A 17064-nucleotide genomic window follows, 5' to 3' on the forward strand; every position below is an offset into this window, starting at 1 on the left:
CTAACATGGGTGGGTAACCCAATCGGTGATACGGCGGCCGGGACGGTTCGTATTGTTGCGCTCGCGGCGCCGAGATCCCGCCCATGGTCCCTGTTCCGGTCAACGAGGCCGCCCGGCTCGCAGAACTGCGCCGCCTCGCGATCTTCGGCACGCCGCGCCAGCCGCATTTCGACGCCGTCTGCCGCCTCGCCTGCGAATTGTTCGCCGTGCCGATCGCCACGATCGCCTTCGTCGAGGCGGACCGGCAATGGTTCAAGGCGTCCTGCGGCGTCGCCTCGGAGGGCTCGTCCCGCGAGGACGCGTTCTGCTCCTACACCATTATGTCCGACGCGCCGTTCATCGTCGCGGACGCCGCCGCCGATCCGCGATTCGCCGAGAACGCGCTCGTCGTCTCCGAGCCGCATATCCGGTTCTATGCGGGGCTGCCGCTCTCGCTGCGGCCGGACCTGCGGATCGGCACCCTCTGCCTGATCGACACCGTGCCGCGGGACTTCCCGCCTGAGCAGGTCGCGCGGCTGCGCGATCTCGGCGAGATCGTCGTGGCGCATCTGCGCCTCCACGAATCCGCCAACGCGCATGCCGCGGAGCTCGACGCGCAGCGCCGGGTCGCGGAGGCGCTCGCCCTGGCCAACCGCGCCCTGGCCGAGCGCGAGGCGGACCTGCGCGCGACGAAGGACCTCCTGCGCAACACCATCGACCGGATGGACCAGGGGCTCGTCGTGCTCGATGCCGGGCAGCGCATCCGGGTCGCCAACGCGCGCATGGCCGACCTGCTCGACCTGCCGCCCGCCCTCCTGCACGAGGGCGCGGCGCTCGCCGAGATCCGCCGCCGCCAGCGCGCCCGCGGCGACGCCGCGGAGCTTCCGCCCGGCCTGTGCCCGGTATCCGAGGACGGATCCGAACCGCAGAGCCCGCCGGTCTTCGACTGGCCGCGGCCGGATGGCGGGGTGCTGGAGGTCCGGCGCTCGCCGCTCCACGACGGCGGGTCGGTCGTGGTCTTCTCGGACGTCACCCAGCACCGGCTCGCGGCGCGGGCCGTGCAGGAGAGCGAGCGCACCTTCCGGCTCCTCGCCGAGCACACGACCGACATCATCATCTGGAGCGACCTCACCACGGCCCGGCGCTACGTGTCGCCGGCGGTGACCACCGTGCTCGGCTACGATCCCGCCGCGCTCCTCGGCACGCGGCCCCTCGACTTCGTGCATCCGGGCGAGGCCGACGCCTATGCCGGCATCCTGGGGGACCTGACCGCCGGCCGCGCCGAGCGCGCCCTGACGACCCAGCGCTACCGGCACCGGGACGGCCACTGGGTCTGGCTGGAGATCAGCTTCCGCCTCACGCACGATGCCCGCACGGGGCGTCCGGACGGGTATGTCGCCTCCCTGCGCGACATCTCGGAGCGCAGGGCCATGGAGGAGGCGCTGCGCGAGAGCGACGCGCGCTACCGCGCCCTGGTCGAGCACCAGCTGCGCCAGGCGCGGGAGCATGCCGACTTCACCGCTACGACGAGCGCCGCGATCCTCGGGCAGCTCGCCGAGGGCGTGATCGTCACGGACGGCGACGGGCGGATCATCCTCGTCAACAACGCCGCCGCGGCGATCCACGGAACCTCCCGCCTCGACGTGCCCCCGGACGCCTACAGCGACACCTACCACCTGTTCACCGAGGACGGGCAGCCGCATCCGCCGGAGGCGCTGCCCCTGGCGCGCGCCGTGCGCGGCGAGGTGGTGCGCGACGCCTGCTGGCTGATCCGGCGCCCCGACGGCACCGAGATCCGCGCGGTGGGCAACGCGCAGCCGCTGTTCGGGCCGGCCGACGCGCAGATCGGCGCCGTGCTCACGCTTCGCGACGACACCGCCCGCGCGGCGGCCGAGCAATCCCTGCGCGACCTCAACGCGACGCTGAGCCAGCACGTGGCCGTGCGCACCCGCGAGGTGGAGGCCGCGCGCGAGCTGGCCGAGGCGGGCAGCCGGGCGAAGTCCGATTTCCTGGCCGCCATGAGCCACGAGATCCGCACGCCGCTGAACGGCGTGATCGGCTATGCCGACCTGCTGCAGGAGGAGCCGGGCCTCAGCCCCGCCGCGCGCCTGCACGCCGACCGCATCCGCTCCTCGGGCTCGGCGCTGCTCACCATCGTCAACGACATCCTCGACTTCTCGAAGATCGAGGCCGGCCGCGTCGAGATCCAGTCCGAGCCCTTCCTCGTCTCGGGGCTGGTCGAGGGCGCCTTCGCGATCGTGCGGGGCTCGGCCGAGGCCAAGGGGCTCGCCGTCAACGTCACGGTCGCCTCCGAGGTGCCGGTCTGGGTGTCGGGCGACAAGGCGCGCCTGCGGCAGGTGCTGCTCAACCTGCTCAACAACGCCATCAAGTTCACCCATCGCGGCTGGGTCGACCTCAGCGTCGCGTCGGCCCCCTGCCCGGACGGCCGGGTCCGCCTGCACTTCGCCGTGTCCGACACGGGCGTCGGCATCCCCGCCGGCCGGCGCCACCGGCTCTTCCGGCGCTTCAGCCAGGCGGACGCCTCGATCAGCCGGGATTTCGGCGGAACCGGGCTCGGGCTCGCGATCTCGAAGTCGCTCGTCGACCTCATGGCCGGGTCGATCGGCTTCGAGAGCACCGAGGGTCAGGGCTCGCGGTTCTGGTTCGACGTCCCATTGCCCATCGTGCCGCCGGACGCGCGGTCCGACGAGGCGAGCGCCGCACCCGTCATCCGCACCAGCCACCACCTCCTCCTCGCCGAGGACGTCCCGCTCAACCAGGATCTCGCCTGCCTCATCCTGCGCGGGGCCGGCCATACGGTGGACGTGGTCGGGGACGGGGCCGAGGCGGTCGCGGCGGTGCGGACCAACAGCTACGATCTCGTCCTGATGGACGTGCAGATGCCCGGCGTCGACGGGCTCACCGCGACCCGGCGGATCCGGGCGCTCGACGGCGCGGCCGGGCGGGTGCCGATCGTGGCGCTGACCGCGAACGTGCTGCCGCAGCAGGTGGCGGCTTTGCACGCGACCGGGATGGACGGCCATGTGGGCAAGCCGTTCCGGAAGGACGCCCTGCTCGCCGCCGTCGAGCGCTGGGCGCTGCGGCGGATGGCGGGTACGCCGCGCCCCAGCATCGACAGGGAGGTCTACGAGGAGACGAGCGGCCTCGTCGGCCGCGAGCGGATGCGCGACATGCTGGCGATGCTGGCCGAGGAGCTGGGCCAACGCTTCGGCCCCGCCTCGGTCGCCCATCACCGCGAGCGGATCGCGGAGGACGCGCACGCGATGATCTCGGCCACCAGCATGATCGGGTTCTCATCCCTGGCGGAGACCTGCCGCGAGGTCGAGGATGCCTGTCGGTCGGACGGGGCCTACGAGCACCGCTTCGAGGCCCTGCGCGCCCGGGCGGCCGAGACGATCGCGGAGATCGAGGCGTTGCGCGCGGCCTGAGGGAGGCCCGGATTCCGGCACCCCAGCACGGGAGGCATCCGGACGAGGCACCAATCCCCTCTCCCCGCCGGGCGGGGAGAGGGGATCCGCGGCGGGCGCTCAAGCCCCCGCCGCGCGTTCGCGCTTGAGCCGGTACAGCACCTCCAGCGCCTCGCGCGGCGTCAGCGCGTCGGGGTCGACCGCGTCGAGGAGCGGGCCGAGGCGGTCCTCGGCCTGGGGCTCCGGCGGGGGCGGCGGGGCGAGGGCCGCGAAGAGGGGCAGGTCGTCGATGCGCGGACGGCCCGGGCGCTCGCGCTCGGCCTTCTCCAGGCCCTTCAGGATCGCGCCGGCCCGCGTCACCACGCTCGCCGGCAGGCCGGCGAGGCGGGCGACCTGCAGGCCGTAGCTGCGCTCGGCCACCCCCGACACCACCTCGTGCAGGAACACCACCTCGCCCCGGTGCTCGGCCACCTTCAGGGTGGCGTTGTCGAGGCGGGCGAGCCGCTGGCCGAGCGCCGTCAGCTCGTGGAAATGCGTGGCGAAGAGCGCCCGGCAGGCATTGGCCTCGTGCAGGTGCTCCAGGCAGGCCCAAGCGATCGAGAGACCGTCGAAGGTCGCGGTGCCGCGCCCGATCTCGTCGAGGATGACGAGGGAGCGCCGCGTCGCCTGGTTCAGGATCGCGGCGGTCTCGACCATCTCGACCATGAAGGTCGACTGGCCTCGCGCGAGGTCGTCGGCGGCGCCGACTCGCGAGAACAGCCGGTCGACCCGGCCGATCCGCGCCTCGGCCGCCGGCACGAAGGCGCCAATCTGGGCGAGCACGGCGATGAGCGCGTTCTGGCGCAGGAAGGTCGACTTGCCGCCCATGTTCGGGCCGGTGATCAGGCGGATGCGCCCGCGCGAATCGCCCGACAGGTCGCAATCGTTGGCGATGAAGGGCTCGCCCGCGCGGCGGAGCGCCGCCTCCACCACCGGGTGGCGCCCGCCCTGGATCTCGAAGGCGAGGGAATCGTCCACCACCGGGCGGCGCCAGTCGAGCTCCACCGCGAGCTCGGCATGGCTCTGGGCCACGTCGAGACCGGCCAGCGCCTCGGCCACCGCGGCGATGCCCTCGGCGCGCGCCAGGACCCGGGCGGCGAGATCGTCGAATACCGCGGTTTCGAGGGCGAGCGCCCGGTCGGAGGCGCCGGAGATCTTGGATTCCAGCTCGCCCAGCTCGACGCTGGTGAAGCGCATGGCGTCCACCATGGTCTGGCGGTGGACGAACTCGCTCATCAGGCCCTTCAGGCAGGCCTCGCCCACCGATTGCGGCACCTCGATGAAATAGCCGAGCAGGTTGTTGTGCTTGATCCTGAGCGTGCGGCAGCCGGTCGCCTCGGCGTAGCGCGCCTGCAAGGCCGCGATGACCTTGCGCGAATCCTGGCCGAGCGTGCGGGCCTCGTCGATCTCGGGGTGGTAGCCCGCGCGCACGAAGCCGCCGTCGCGGCGGTTGAGCGGCAGCTCGTCGGCGAGTGCCGCCTGCAGGGTGGCGATCAGGTCCGGATCGGCCCGGAGCAGGTCCTCGGCGAGGCCCGCGAGGTCGTCGGGCAAAGCTGCCCCAGTGAGCCGCGTGCCGAGCCGGACCGCCACGTCGAGCCCGTCGCGGATCGCGGCGAGGTCGCGCGGACCCGACCGGCCGAGGCCGACCCGCGAGAGGGCGCGGGCGAGGTCCGGCGCGCGGGCGAGCGTGTCGCGCAAGCCTCCCCGCAGGGCCATGGCCTCGGTGAGATGGGCCACCGCCTCGTGCCGCCGGGCGATCCGCCCGAGATCGGTGAGCGGGCCGGCGAGGTGCTCGGCCAGGAGCCGCGCCCCGTTCGCCGTCACCGTGCGGTCGATGGTGGCGAGCAGGCTGCCGGCGCGCTCGCCCGACAGGGTGCGGGTGAGTTCGAGATTGGCCCGCGTCGCCGCGTCGATGGCGAGGGTCGCGCCGCCGCCCTCGCGGGTCGGGACGCCGAGCGTCGGACGCGCCGCGAGCTGGGTCCGCGCGATGTAGAGGAGCGCCGCGCCCGCCGCCGCGATCTCGGCCCGGGTGAACTGCCCGAAGCCGTCGAGGGTCGAGACGCCGTACTGCTCGCGGATGCGCCGCTCGGCGGAGGCCGGCTCCAGCTCGCCCTGCGCCAGCGGCACCACAGCGGCGCTCGTCTCCTGCCAGAGCCGGGCCAGGGCCGGATCGGCGTGGATCGCCTCCGAGAGCACGATCTCGCGCGGGTCGTGCCGGCTGATCGCGCCGGAGAGGTCCTGGGCCGGGACCTCGCTCAGGGCGAAGCGGCCGGTCGAGATGTCCACGGCGGCGAGGCCGTAGGCGTAGGCCGTCTCCGAGAGCTTGCGCCGGCCGATGGCGAGCAGGAGGTTGGCGCGGGCCGGGTCGAGCAGCCGGTCCTCGGTGATGGTGCCGGGCGTGACGAGGCGGACCACCTCGCGCCGCACCACGGATTTCGGGCCCCGGCGCTTCGCCTCGGCCGGATCCTCGGTCTGCTCGCAGACGGCGACGCGGTGACCGAGCGCGATCAGGCGGTTGAGGTAGTCGTCGGCCCGCTCCACCGGCACGCCGCACATCGGGATGTCGGCGCCGCCATGCTTGCCGCGCTTGGTCAGCACGATGCCGAGCGCCCGCGAGGCCGTCTCCGCATCGGCGAAGAACAGCTCGTAGAAATCGCCCATGCGGTAGAACAGCAGGCAGTCGGGATTGGCCGCCTTGATCTCGATGTACTGCGCCATCATCGGCGTGGCGCCGGCCACCTCCGGCCCGGCGGGCACATCCGGGGTGGGGGCGATCTTGCGGGCGGTGCGGGGCATGGCCCGACCTTAGCAGAGCCGGCCGCGCGAATCAGGCGCGCGGGGTCGCAGGGCTGGGGAGAAGCCGTGCCGGCACGGCGAAGGGGCCGCCGCATGCGCGACGGCCCCCTGTCATCCTCGATCCGGATCCGCTCAGTAGCGCGGGCCGCCCGTGGTGTTGCCGAGCTGCTGCTTGTAGCCGGGCCGCTCGGGATTGCGGGCGTTCGGGTTGCCGTGGCGCATGGTGTTCATGCGGCGCGCGCGGCGCTCGGCCCGGGTGGAGTGGTGGCGGTAGCGCATGTGGTGATGGCGGCGCCAAGCGGCCGCCTCGACCGTCTCGCTGGCGGAGACGCCCGCGGGCACGGCGAGCGGGGCGGCCGAGGCCGAGAAGGAGCCGAGGCCGCCGAGCAGTAGGCCGGCGGACAAGGCGAGGGCGAGACGCGTCATCAAGGGATCTCCACGGCGCGCGGGCTGCGCGCGTCGACCGCTTAAGACCCGTCGAAAGCCCTTGTTCCGCGGCATCGCGGGAAAAAATAACCTGTCGAAACCGCCGCCTTTAGGGACGACGACAGTCGCTCGCACGTGGGTCAGCGCGAACTATCCCATCAGCTGCTACTTATGGGCGCATGCGGTCTCGGCAAGTCGGCCCGGTTGCCTCACCGCCGCGATCGCGCCATCACCCGCCGCGATGCCACTCGCCCCCTCGCCTCCCCTGCCGATCGATGCGGTGCTGCCGCGCCTCCTCGGCGCGCTCGACGACCGCACCGGCGCCGTGCTGGTGGCACCGCCGGGCGCGGGCAAGACGACGCGGGTGCCGCTCGCCCTCCTCGACGCGGACTGGCTCGACGGACGCCGCATCATCCTGCTGGAGCCGCGGCGGCTGGCCGCCCGCGCCGCGGCCGAGCGCATGGCCGCGACGCTCGGCGAGCGCGTCGGCGAGACGGTGGGCCTGCGCGTGCGCCTCGGCTCCAAGGTCACGGGCCGGACCCGGATCGAGGTGGTCACCGAGGGCGTGTTCACCCGCATGATCCTCGACGACCCGGAGCTCGCCCGCATCGGCGCCGTGCTGTTCGACGAGTTCCACGAGCGCTCTCTCGATGCCGATCTCGGCCTCGCCCTCGCCCTCGACGCGCAGGGGGCCCTGCGCGAGGATCTGCGCATCCTCGTGATGTCGGCGACCCTCGACGGCGCCCGCGTGGCGCGCCTCCTCGGCGACGCGCCGGTGATCGAGTCCGAGGGCCGCGCCTTCCCGGTCGAGACCCGCTACCTCGAGCGCGACCCGAACCGGCGGATCGAGGAGCAGATGGCCGAGCTGGTCCTGCGCGCGCTGCGGGCGGATCCGGGCTCGGTGCTCGCCTTCCTGCCGGGCCAGGCCGAGATCCGCCGCGTCGCCGAGGCGCTGGAGGGCCGCGTCGGGCCCGAGACCGACCTCGCCCCCCTCTACGGCGCCCTGACGCCGGCCGAGCAGGACCGCGCCGTCTCACCCACCGCACCCGGGCGGCGCAAGGTGGTGCTCGCCACCTCCATCGCGGAGACCTCGCTGACGATCCAGGGCGTGCGCATCGTGGTCGATTCGGGCCTCGCCCGGGTGCCGCATTACGAGCCCGGCATCGGGCTCACCCGCCTCGTCACGGCCCGCGCCTCCCGCGCATCGGTGGACCAGCGCCGCGGCCGCGCCGGGCGCACCGAGCCCGGCATCTGCTGGCGCCTGTGGTCGGAGGCCGGCACCGGCGCGCTCGAACCCTTCACCCGGCCCGAGATCCTGGCCGCCGACCTCGCCGGCCTCGTGCTCGACTGCGCCGCCTGGGGCGTCTCCGACCCCGCGCGCCTCGCCTTCCTCGATCCACCGCCTGCCCCTGCCTTGCGCGAGGCCGGCACGATGCTGCGCGACCTCGACGCCCTCGACGCGGACGGGCGCCTCACGGAGGCCGGCGCGCGGCTCAGGGCGCTGCCCCTGCCGCCGCGCCTCGCCCGCATGGTGGTGAGCGCGGCGGGCCTCGGCCAGGCCCGCGCGGCGGCGGACATCGCCGCCCTGCTGGTGGAGCGCGGCCTCGGCGGCGACGCCCCCGACCTCGCCGAGCGCCTCGACCGCTTCCGGCGGGACCGCGGGCAGCGCGCCGCCGACATGCGGCGGCTCGCGGGCAATTGGGCGACGCTCGCAGGGAATGCCGAGGCGTCCGAGCCGGCCGAGCCCGGCCCCCTCCTGGCGCTCGCCTATCCCGACCGCGTCGCGAGGGCGCGCGGACGCGAGGGCGAGTTCGTGATGGTGAACGGCCGCGCCGGCCGCCTCGACCCCGCATCGCCGCTGGCCCGCGAGCCCTTCATCGTGGTCGCCGACCTTTCGGGGAGCGCCGGCAATGCCCGCATCCTCGCGGCGGCGGCGATCGACGGAACCGCCATCGAGGCCGCCTTCGCCGGGCGGATCGAGGCGGTCACGCAGGTGAGTTTCGACGCCGCGGCCCGGGCGCTGCGGGCCCGGGCGATCCGCCGCCTCGGCGCGGTCAATCTCGGCGAGCGCCCGCTGCCCGTGCCCGCCGATCTCGACAGCGCCGCGATCCTCGCCCGCGGCCTCGCCGGGCTCGGCCTGGAGCGCCTGCCCTGGAGCGCGGGCCAGCGCCAGATGCTCGCCCGCATCCGCTTCCTGCGCGGCGCCGAGGGCGAGCCCTGGCCGGACCTCACGGAGGCCGGCCTCGCCGCCTCGGTGGAGGATTGGCTCGCCCCCGCCCTCGTCGGACGCACCGGCCTCGATGCGATCAGCGCGGACGATCTGGGCCAGGCGCTCGCCGCCCTGCTGCCCTGGGACCTGCGTGCGCGTCTCGACAACGCCGCGCCGACCCATGTGGAGGTGCCGACGGGCTCGCGCATCCCGGTCGATTACGAGGCGGAGGGCGGCCCGGCGCTCGCCGTGCGGGTGCAGGAGCTGTTCGGGCTCGACACCCATCCGAGCGCCGGCGGCATCCCCCTCGTCCTCAACCTGCTCTCGCCGGCCCAGCGCCCGATCCAGATCACCCGCGACCTGCCGGGCTTCTGGCGCGGCTCCTGGACTGCCGTCCGCGCCGAGATGCGCGGGCGCTACCCGCGCCACCCCTGGCCCGAGGACCCGCTCGCCGAGGCCCCGACCCGCCGCGCCAAGCCGCGGGGGACGTGAGGGTTCAGGTTTCGAATACGGCAAGCCGAACCATTCATAGGGGCACCTCCGGCCCAAATAGGACTTGTATCGGCGCAGTACTGGATGTCTGGTCCCGCGTGTAACTGGTCCGCGCAGTCACTCGAATGAGGGACGCGCCTTGGGCTATCGCCTGCAACCGGAGACGCGCTTCGATGATGACCCGTCGAGATCTGAACCGCACACTCGCAGCGACAGTCGCGGCGGCGCTCCTACCTGGAACGGCATCTAGCCAAGATGCACCGCGCGCGCGCAACGTCGTGCTTGTTCACGGGCTCTTCGCGGACGGATCGTGCTGGTCGGAGGTGATACCGCGGTTGCAGGCGGTTGGGCTCAACGTCACCTCCGTGCAGAACCCGCTGACCACTCTGGAGGAAGCGGTCGCCGCCGCGCAACGCGTGCTCGCACGTCAGGAAGGGCCGACAGTGCTCGTCGGGCATTCGTTCTCGGGCATGATCGTAACTGAGATCGGGATAGACCCGAAAGTCTCGGCGCTCGTGTATGTGGCGGCTCGTGCGCCAGATGCCGGAGAGGACTACACGGCGTTGGCCAAGACCTACCCGACGCCGCCCGCCTCGGCCGGGATCGTGTTCGACGGGGATGAGGGGCGCTTGAGCGAAGCGGCCTTCCTGAAGGACTTTGCAGGTGACCTGCCGATGGAGAAGGCCAAGGTGCTGTTCGCGGTGCAACAGCCGTTCCGCGAAGCCTTGTTGACGGGCAAGACGACCCGGGCCGCATGGCGATCGAAGCCGAGCTTCTATGCTGTGTCCACACAGGATCGGACGATCGATCCCGACCTTGAGCGTTTCATGGCCAAGCGGATGGGTGCGAAGACCATCGAGTTGCAGGCAAGCCACTTGTCCTTGATCTCGCACCCGCAGGAGATCGCGGATCTCATCCTCGAGGCCACGGGCCAGCTGCACGGCCGTCGCGGCTGATCGGAGCCGTTCGCCTCGTGGCGCGAAGCGGAGGGGAAGTCCGGACTCGTCCAATCTCCGCTTCCCCTAGAGCGCGCTCCGCCGAAGTGGACACCGGTTCGGCGAAAAAGAGCGCGTCAACACAAAGGCTTAGAGCCGCGTCCCGTCGCAACGCGATCGGGAACGGCTCTAGCGCTCCCGCACACGCCGACGAGGACCGCGTTCAGGCCCCGGCGCGAGGCTTCTCGCGCCGCACCCGCTATGCCATCGTCCTCAGCCTCCTCCGGAACCCATCCCTGCATGACATCCACCGACGAGACGCCCGCCGGCTTCGAGCCGATCCACGATGTCGGCTTCATCGACCATGTCGGCCCGGTCTATCGGCGCGCGGACGGGGCCTACGGCTTCCGGGCCGCGCAGAAGCACGCCAACCTGATCCAGGTGGTGCATGGCGGCATGCTGATGAGCTTCGCCGACCGGGCGCTCGGTGAGACCGCCATGGCCGCGGCCGATGGGGCCAATTGCGTGACCATCCAGATGGAGATGCAGTTCATCGACGTGGCCCGCCTCGGCGACTGGATCGAGGCGCGGCCGGAGGTGGTGCGGCGCACGGGCTCGCTGGTCTTCCTGCGCACCGACCTCCGGGCCGGCGAGCGCCGGGTCGCGGCGGCCACCGGCGTCTGGAAGATCCTGCGGCGCCGGCCCGATGCCGTGGCGCCCGAGCGCGCTAGCTGAGTCGCCCATGGACGACGCGACACCGCAGGACCCGACCCTCGCCCGCCTCGGCGCAGCCCTCGGCAGCCTGCCCAAGCGCGGGCCCGCCCCCGTGGACCAGTGGAACCCGCCCTATTGCGGCGCCATCGACATCCGCATCGCCGCGGACGGAACGTGGTTCCACAACGGCAGCCCGATCCGGCGGGACAAGATGGTCCGCCTGTTCGCCTCGATCCTGCGGGCGGAGCCAGACGGCAGCATCCGCCTCGTCACCCCCGTCGAGAGCGTCGGCATCAGCGTGGAGGACGCGCCCTTCGTCGCCGTCGAGATGGCGGTGGACGGGGAGGGCCCGGCGCGCCGCATCAGCTTCCGCACCAACGTGGACGACCTCGTCGCGGTCGGGCCCGAGCACCCGCTGCGCTTCGCGGAGGGCGAATCGGGCGCCCTGAAGCCCTACCTGCTGGTGCGCGGCGGCCTCTGGGCGCTGGTGAGCCGCGCGCTGACCTACGACCTCGTCGAGATGGCCGAGGCGCGGGAGGTCGACGGGCAGAGCTGGCTCGGCGTGGCGGCCGGCGGCGCCTTCCACCGCATCGCACCGGCCGAGGCGGCGTGAGCGTGGCCACGGTTCAAGTGTGGGACCGGGAGGCGAGCGCCTTCCTCGACCGCTGCGCAGAGGCCCTGCTGGCCGAGCCGCCGGGGCCCGACGACCCCACCTCGAACCCGCGCGGCGACCACAGCCTCGACCCGGACGGCAGCGCCGTGATCCCGCCGCCGCCCCATCGGCGCGCGGCGGTGCTGGTGCCCGTCGTCGCCCGCGCGGAGGGCCTCCGCCTCGTCCTGACCCAGCGCGCCGCGCATCTGCGCGACCATTCCGGCCAGATCGCCCTGCCCGGCGGCAAGATCGACCCCGCCGAGACGCCTCGCGAGGCGGCGTTCCGCGAGGCGCACGAGGAGATCGGCCTCGATCCCGATTCCGTGCGGGCGCTCGGCTATCTCGATCCCTATCTCTCGGCCACCGGCTTCCTGGTGAGCCCGGTGATCGGCTTGGTCGATTCGGCCGCGGGCTTCCGGCCGAACCCGGAGGAGGTCGCCGAGATCTTCGAGGTGCCGCTCCCCTTCCTGATGGACCGGGCGCGCTATCAGCTCCGCTCGCGCGAATGGCAGGGCCGCACGCGCTATTTCTACGCCCTACCCTTCGGCGAGCGCATGATCTGGGGCGTCACGGCGGGCATCCTCAACAACCTGCGCGAGCGGCTGTCGCGATGACGCGCGCGGATACGGCCGCACCCACCGGTACGCGGCTTCCCCTCCCCCTTGCGGGGAGGGGCCAGGGGTGGGGGTGGTTCAGGATGGAGCGTCGAGCGTTGTTCGGCACCACCCCCACCTCCAACTCCTCCCCGCAAGGGGGAGGAGAGCGCGACGCCCTCGAAAAAGGTGTCGCATCCGCGCCGAGGATCGGAGCGCCGGCCCAAGGGTAGACCTCTCATGCTGCGTCGCTTCATCGAAGAGTTCGCCCTCTTCCTCATCCCCTTCGCGCTCTTCTTCGCCTACCTGCTGCTGGCGGGGCGGAACCCGCTGCAGCGGGCGCATTGGGACCCGCACACCCTGCGCCTCGTCCTGGCCGGACTCGCCATCGTGATCGCCTCCCTCGTCTGGTCGGGCCTGTTCTCCGAGCGCAGCAGCGGCGGCTACGTGCCCTCGCACATGGAGAACGGGCGGCTCGTGCCGGGGCAGTTCCGCTGATGCGCGTGCTCGACCCCGCCGGGCTGGCGCGCCTGCGCGGGCGGCCCGGCGTCGCGGCCGTGCTCGCGGCCCTCGATGCGCCCGGCGCCGAGACCCGGCTCGTCGGCGGCTGCGTGCGCGACGCGCTGCTCGGGCACGACGCCGCCGACATCGACTGCGCCACCACCCATCTCCCCGAGGCGGTGATGGCACGGGCCGGGGCTGCTGGGCTCAAGGCGGTGCCGACCGGAATCGAGCACGGCACCGTCACGCTGGTGGCGGACGGGGCGCCGATCGAGGTCACGACCCTGCGCGAGGACGTGGAGACGGACGGGCGCCGCGCGGTGGTGCGCTTCGGCGGCGACTTCGCGCGCGACGCCGAGCGGCGCGACTTCACGGTGAACGCGCTCTCGCTCGATGCGGGCGGGCGCCTGCACGACACGACCGGCGGCGTCGAGGATCTGCGTACCGGCCGCGTGCGCTTCATCGGCGATCCGGCGACGCGCATCCGCGAGGACGCGTTGCGCATCCTGCGCTTCTTCCGCTTCCACGCCCGGTTCGGGCAGGGCGCGCCGGACGGGCCGGCGCTCGCCGCCTGCATCGCGGCGCGCGACGACCTCGACCGGCTCTCGCGCGAGCGGGTGCGGGCGGAGTTCCTGAAGCTGCTGGAGGCGCCGGGCGCCGTCACGATGGTCGCGACCCTGAGCGAGACCGGGTTGCTCGCCCGCATCACCGGCGGCGTCGGCGAGGTCGGCCGGCTCGCCCGGGCGCAGTTCCTGCCGCTCGGCGCCCTCGCGGTCGCGGTGCCGGAGGATGCGGAGCGCCTGCGCGAGCGGCTGCGCCTCTCGAACGGCGAGCACGCCGCCCTCGACCGCTACGCCCGGGCGCTCGGCGCGGCGCGGAACCGGGCGGCGCTCGATGCCGGGGCGATCCGCGCGCTCGCCGCCGAGCACGGCGTCGAGGCCGTCGATGCAGCGCTCGCAGTGCTCGCCGGCGAGCCGCGCCCGAGCCTGCCCGCGGACATCCCTGCCCTTCTGGACGATCTCCGCGCCGGGCCGCCTCTCGCCCTGCCGGTGACGGGCGCCGATCTCGTCGCCCGCGGGCTGGCGCCGGGCCGCGGCATCGGCCGGGCCCTCACCCGGGCCCGGGCGCGCTGGCTGGCGCTCGGCTGCCCGATGGACGCGGCGGCGCGCGCCATGCTGATCGCGCACGCGCTGGAGACATGAGAAAGCCCGCCGCGGCCGATCCGTAAGGATGGCCGGGCGGGCTGTCCCGAACCCGAATCGGCGTGCGCGATCAGAGCTTGAGGAGAACCTTGGTCTCCTGGAGCTGCACGATCTGCGCGTTCAGCTCCTGGCGCTTCTGCTGGTCCTCGGTGGCGTCGCGGGCGAGCTCGGCCGCCTCGATGTCCCGGTCGATCGATTCGGGGGTCAGCTCCTCGATCGGGGCGGCGCGCTCGGCCAGCACCGTGCAGGAGGTCGGCCCGATATCGGCGAAGCCGCCGCGCACGTAGATGCGCTTGCCGTTGCCCTGGCCCTCGGTGACCACGATGACGCCGACGCGCAGCGTGGTGATGACGGGGGCGTGGCCCGGCAGGACCGTCATCTCGCCCTCGGTCCCCGGAAGCTGAACCGCCTCGACGGCGCCCGAATACAGGGTCCGCTCGGGGCCGACGAAATCGAACTGGAAGGTGGCCATCTGAAGCTTTCCGGGATCTGGGTCGCCCTCTCCTCCCCCTTGCGGGGAGGAGCCGGAGGTGGGGGTGATGCAGGAGAGGCCGTGACGCCCAAGCCTGCGCGACCCCAACCCCTACCCCCTCCCCGCAAGGGGGGAGGGGACGTGCTCGCCTTACGCGGCGGCCTTGAGCTTCTTGGCCTTCTCCTGGGCCTCCTCGATGGTGCCGACCATGTAGAAGGCGGCCTCGGGGAGGTCGTCGTAGTCGCCGTTCACCAGGCCCTTGAAGCCCTTGATGGTGTCCTCGAGCGCGACCTGCTTGCCCGGCGAGCCGGTGAAGACCTCGGCCACCGAGAAGGGCTGCGAGAAGAAGCGCTCGATCTTGCGGGCGCGGGCGACCGTCAGCTTGTCCTCCTCGGACAGCTCGTCCATGCCCAGGATCGCGATGATGTCCTGGAGCGCCTTGTAGCGCTGCAGGGTCTGCTGGACGCGGCGGGCGACGGTGTAGTGCTCCTCGCCGAGGATGACCGGCGAGAGCATGCGCGAGGTGGAGTCGAGCGGGTCCACCGCCGGGTAGATGCCCTTCTCGGCGATCGAGCGCGACAGCACGGTCGTGGCGTCGAGGTGGGCGAAGGAGGCCGCGGGCGCCGGGTCGGTCAGGTCGTCGGCCGGCACGTAGATCGCCTGCACCGAGGTGATCGAGCCCTTGTTGGTGGTGGTGATGCGCTCCTGCAGGGCGCCCATGTCGGTGGCGAGCGTCGGCTGGTAGCCCACCGCCGAGGGGATGCGGCCGAGAAGCGCCGACACCTCGGAGCCCGCCTGCGTGAAGCGGAAGATGTTGTCGACGAAGAAGAGCACGTCCTGGCCCTCGTCGCGGAACTGCTCCGCGATGGTGAGGCCGGTGAGCGCGACGCGCGAGCGGGCGCCGGGCGACTCGTTCATCTGGCCGTAGACCAGGGCGCACTTGGAGCCCTCGGCCGAGCCGTTGTTCTCCTTCGGGTCGATGTTGACCTTCGACTCGATCATCTCGTGGTAGAGGTCGTTGCCCTCGCGGGTGCGCTCACCCACGCCGGCGAAGACCGAGTAGCCCGAGTGCACCTTGGCGATGTTGTTGATCAGCTCCATGATCAGCACGGTCTTGCCGACGCCGGCGCCGCCGAACAGGCCGATCTTGCCGCCCTTGGCGTAGGGGGCGAGGAGGTCCACCACCTTGATGCCGGTGACGAGGATCTGCGCCTCGGTCGACTGCTCGTCGTAGGACGGGGCCGGCTGGTGGATGGCGCGGTAGGTCGTGGCCTCGACCGGGCCGGCCTCGTCGATCGGCTCGCCGATGACGTTCATGATGCGGCCGAGCGTGTTCATGCCGACCGGCACCTTGATCGGCTCGCCGGTATCCGTGCACTCCTGGCCGCGGGTCAGGCCCTCGGAGGTGTCCATCGCGATGCAGCGCACGGTGCTCTCGCCGAGCTGCTGGGCGACCTCGAGGACGAGGCGGTTGCCGTTGTTGGTGGTCTCGAGGGCGTTCAGGATCTCCGGCAGGTGACCGTCGAACTGCACGTCGACGACCGGGCCGATGACCTGGGTGATCTTGCCGGCCTTGTTGGCGCCGGCGCCGGGAGCTGCGGTGTTGGCCATGATTGCCTACCCTTCGATGCGTGTGCGGTCGGGGCGCCGGGGCGCCCGCTTCGTTTCGGTCAGAGCGCTTCCGCGCCCGAGATGATCTCGATGAGTTCCTTGGTGATCATGGCCTGACGCGTGCGGTTGTAGACCAGCGTCTGCTTCTTGATCATCTCGCCCGCGTTGCGCGTGGCGGAATCCATGGCGCTCATGCGCGCGCCCTGCTCGGAGGCCGCGTTCTCCAGGAGCGCGCGGAAGATCTGGACGGTCAGGTTCTTCGGCAGCAGCGTCTCGAGGATCGCCTCTTCGGAGGGCTCGAATTCCAGCGCCGCGTCGGAGCCGGGGCCCTTGGCGTCGGCCTCGGGGAGCTCGGCCGGGATGATCTTCTGCGCCGTGGGGATCTGCGAGATCACCGAGCGGAACTCGGAGTAGAACAGGGTCGCCACGTCGAACTCGCCGGCATCGAAGCGGGCGAGGATGTCGTCGGCGATCTCGGCGGCGAACTCGTAGTCGACCGGCTTGTTGCCGCGGATGTCGCGCGAGGCGACGATCTGCTCGCGGAACTGGCGGCGGAGCACGTCGAGGCCCTTCTTGCCCACCGTGATGATCTTCACGGTCTTGCCCTCGGCGATCAGCCGGTTGGCATGGTCGCGGGCGAGACGCGCGATCGAGGAGTTGAAGGCGCCGGCCAGACCCCGGTCGCCGGTGCAGACGACGAGCAGGTGCGTCTGCTCGGAGCCGGTGCCCGACAGGAGGCGCGGCGCGCCGACGCCGCCGATCAGGCCGCCCGCGAGGTTGCCGAGCACCGCCGCCATCTTCTCGGCATAGGGGCGCCCGCTCTCGGCGGCGATCTGCGCCCGCCGCAGCTTGGCGGCGGCGACCATCTGCATGGCCTTGGTGATCTTCTGCGTCGCCTTCACCGAGGTGATGCGGTTGCGCAGATCCTTCAAACTCGGCATCGGGCGGCGTCCAGATCCGTTCGGAAGAGCCTCTCCTCCCCCTTAGCGGGGAGGAGCCGGAGGTGGGGGTTGGT

Annotated in this window: 13 protein-coding genes; 8 read left to right on the forward strand and 5 right to left on the reverse strand. The window is 72.6% G+C overall.

The window, feature by feature from the left end; translation table 11 throughout:
• The first annotated feature begins 83 nt into the window (after nucleotides 1-83).
• A complete protein-coding gene (locus tag MTDSW087_RS30695; RefSeq protein ID WP_238178589.1) occupies nucleotides 84-3428 on the forward strand; it encodes a PAS domain S-box protein in 3345 nt (1114 codons plus the stop codon).
• A 99-nt stretch (nucleotides 3429-3527) separates the two neighbouring features.
• On the opposite strand, the gene mutS is transcribed toward MTDSW087_RS30695, so the two are convergent.
• Nucleotides 3528-6242 carry a DNA mismatch repair protein MutS gene (gene mutS, locus MTDSW087_RS03975; protein WP_144760414.1) on the reverse strand — a complete coding sequence of 905 codons (2715 nt, stop codon included), beginning with the start codon at nucleotides 6240-6242 and terminating at the stop codon, nucleotides 3528-3530.
• A gap of 132 nt (nucleotides 6243-6374) precedes the next feature.
• Complete coding sequence (locus MTDSW087_RS03980; protein WP_144760417.1) at nucleotides 6375-6668, reverse strand: hypothetical protein; 294 nt, start codon at nucleotides 6666-6668, stop codon at nucleotides 6375-6377.
• 241 nt (nucleotides 6669-6909) lie between these two features.
• Here MTDSW087_RS03980 and hrpB point away from each other — a divergent pair, with 241 nt between their 5' ends.
• The 7 genes from hrpB to MTDSW087_RS04015 all read left to right on the forward strand — a co-directional run bounded on the left by hrpB (nucleotide 6910) and on the right by MTDSW087_RS04015 (nucleotide 13966).
• On the forward strand, nucleotides 6910-9369 hold the full coding sequence (gene hrpB, locus MTDSW087_RS03985) for an ATP-dependent helicase HrpB (protein WP_144760420.1): 2460 nt from the start codon (nucleotides 6910-6912) through the stop codon (nucleotides 9367-9369).
• A 173-nt stretch (nucleotides 9370-9542) separates the two neighbouring features.
• Nucleotides 9543-10325, forward strand: a complete 783-nt coding sequence (locus MTDSW087_RS03990) for an alpha/beta fold hydrolase (RefSeq protein WP_144760423.1) — start codon at nucleotides 9543-9545, stop codon at nucleotides 10323-10325.
• Nucleotides 10326-10604: 279 nt separating this feature from the next.
• Nucleotides 10605-11039, forward strand: a complete 435-nt coding sequence (locus tag MTDSW087_RS03995) for a PaaI family thioesterase (RefSeq protein WP_144760426.1) — start codon at nucleotides 10605-10607, stop codon at nucleotides 11037-11039.
• A 7-nt stretch (nucleotides 11040-11046) separates the two neighbouring features.
• The gene (locus MTDSW087_RS04000) at nucleotides 11047-11631 is read left to right on the forward strand and encodes a DUF1285 domain-containing protein (protein WP_144760429.1); all 585 of its coding nucleotides are present in this window, start codon (nucleotides 11047-11049) and stop codon (nucleotides 11629-11631) included.
• 2 nt (nucleotides 11632-11633) lie between these two features.
• A complete protein-coding gene (locus MTDSW087_RS04005; protein ID WP_144760432.1) occupies nucleotides 11634-12284 on the forward strand; it encodes a CoA pyrophosphatase in 651 nt (216 codons plus the stop codon).
• A gap of 219 nt (nucleotides 12285-12503) precedes the next feature.
• Complete coding sequence (locus MTDSW087_RS04010; protein ID WP_144760435.1) at nucleotides 12504-12761, forward strand: DUF6111 family protein; 258 nt, start codon at nucleotides 12504-12506, stop codon at nucleotides 12759-12761.
• Entirely contained in the window at nucleotides 12761-13966 is a 1206-nt protein-coding gene (locus MTDSW087_RS04015) for a CCA tRNA nucleotidyltransferase (RefSeq protein ID WP_144760438.1), read from the forward strand. Before MTDSW087_RS04010 ends, MTDSW087_RS04015 begins: the two co-directional genes overlap by 1 nt.
• 70 nt (nucleotides 13967-14036) lie before the next feature.
• On the opposite strand, the gene MTDSW087_RS04020 is transcribed toward MTDSW087_RS04015, so the two are convergent.
• The 3 genes from MTDSW087_RS04020 to MTDSW087_RS04030 all read right to left on the reverse strand — a co-directional run bounded on the left by MTDSW087_RS04020 (nucleotide 14037) and on the right by MTDSW087_RS04030 (nucleotide 16990).
• The gene (locus tag MTDSW087_RS04020) at nucleotides 14037-14438 is read right to left on the reverse strand and encodes a F0F1 ATP synthase subunit epsilon (RefSeq protein WP_144760441.1); all 402 of its coding nucleotides are present in this window, start codon (nucleotides 14436-14438) and stop codon (nucleotides 14037-14039) included.
• A gap of 150 nt (nucleotides 14439-14588) precedes the next feature.
• Nucleotides 14589-16049: a F0F1 ATP synthase subunit beta gene (atpD, locus tag MTDSW087_RS04025; protein WP_144760444.1), complete on the reverse strand. Its 1461-nt coding sequence runs from the start codon at nucleotides 16047-16049 to the stop codon at nucleotides 14589-14591.
• A gap of 59 nt (nucleotides 16050-16108) precedes the next feature.
• The gene (locus tag MTDSW087_RS04030) at nucleotides 16109-16990 is read right to left on the reverse strand and encodes a F0F1 ATP synthase subunit gamma (protein ID WP_144760447.1); all 882 of its coding nucleotides are present in this window, start codon (nucleotides 16988-16990) and stop codon (nucleotides 16109-16111) included.
• Nucleotides 16991-17064 lie beyond the last annotated feature (74 nt).

This window comes from Methylobacterium dankookense, assembly GCF_902141855.1.
In the GTDB taxonomy this organism is placed as follows: Bacteria; Pseudomonadota; Alphaproteobacteria; order Rhizobiales; family Beijerinckiaceae; genus Methylobacterium; species Methylobacterium dankookense.

What these genes read in the sequence shown, in the direction of transcription:
- MTDSW087_RS30695 (WP_238178589.1), top strand. Translation starts at nt 84, where the DNA reads ATGGTCCCTGTTCCGGTCAACGAGGCCGCCCGGCTCGCAGAACTGCGC.
- mutS (WP_144760414.1), bottom strand. Translation starts at nt 6,242, where the DNA reads ATGCCCCGCACCGCCCGCAAGATCGCCCCCACCCCGGATGTGCCCGCC.
- MTDSW087_RS04000 (WP_144760429.1), top strand. Translation starts at nt 11,047, where the DNA reads ATGGACGACGCGACACCGCAGGACCCGACCCTCGCCCGCCTCGGCGCA.
- hrpB (WP_144760420.1), top strand. Translation starts at nt 6,910, where the DNA reads ATGCCACTCGCCCCCTCGCCTCCCCTGCCGATCGATGCGGTGCTGCCG.
- atpD (WP_144760444.1), bottom strand. Translation starts at nt 16,049, where the DNA reads ATGGCCAACACCGCAGCTCCCGGCGCCGGCGCCAACAAGGCCGGCAAG.
- MTDSW087_RS03995 (WP_144760426.1), top strand. Translation starts at nt 10,605, where the DNA reads ATGACATCCACCGACGAGACGCCCGCCGGCTTCGAGCCGATCCACGAT.
- MTDSW087_RS04015 (WP_144760438.1), top strand. Translation starts at nt 12,761, where the DNA reads ATGCGCGTGCTCGACCCCGCCGGGCTGGCGCGCCTGCGCGGGCGGCCC.
- MTDSW087_RS04010 (WP_144760435.1), top strand. Translation starts at nt 12,504, where the DNA reads ATGCTGCGTCGCTTCATCGAAGAGTTCGCCCTCTTCCTCATCCCCTTC.
- MTDSW087_RS04030 (WP_144760447.1), bottom strand. Translation starts at nt 16,990, where the DNA reads ATGCCGAGTTTGAAGGATCTGCGCAACCGCATCACCTCGGTGAAGGCG.
- MTDSW087_RS04020 (WP_144760441.1), bottom strand. Translation starts at nt 14,438, where the DNA reads ATGGCCACCTTCCAGTTCGATTTCGTCGGCCCCGAGCGGACCCTGTAT.
- MTDSW087_RS03990 (WP_144760423.1), top strand. Translation starts at nt 9,543, where the DNA reads ATGATGACCCGTCGAGATCTGAACCGCACACTCGCAGCGACAGTCGCG.
- MTDSW087_RS03980 (WP_144760417.1), bottom strand. Translation starts at nt 6,668, where the DNA reads ATGACGCGTCTCGCCCTCGCCTTGTCCGCCGGCCTACTGCTCGGCGGC.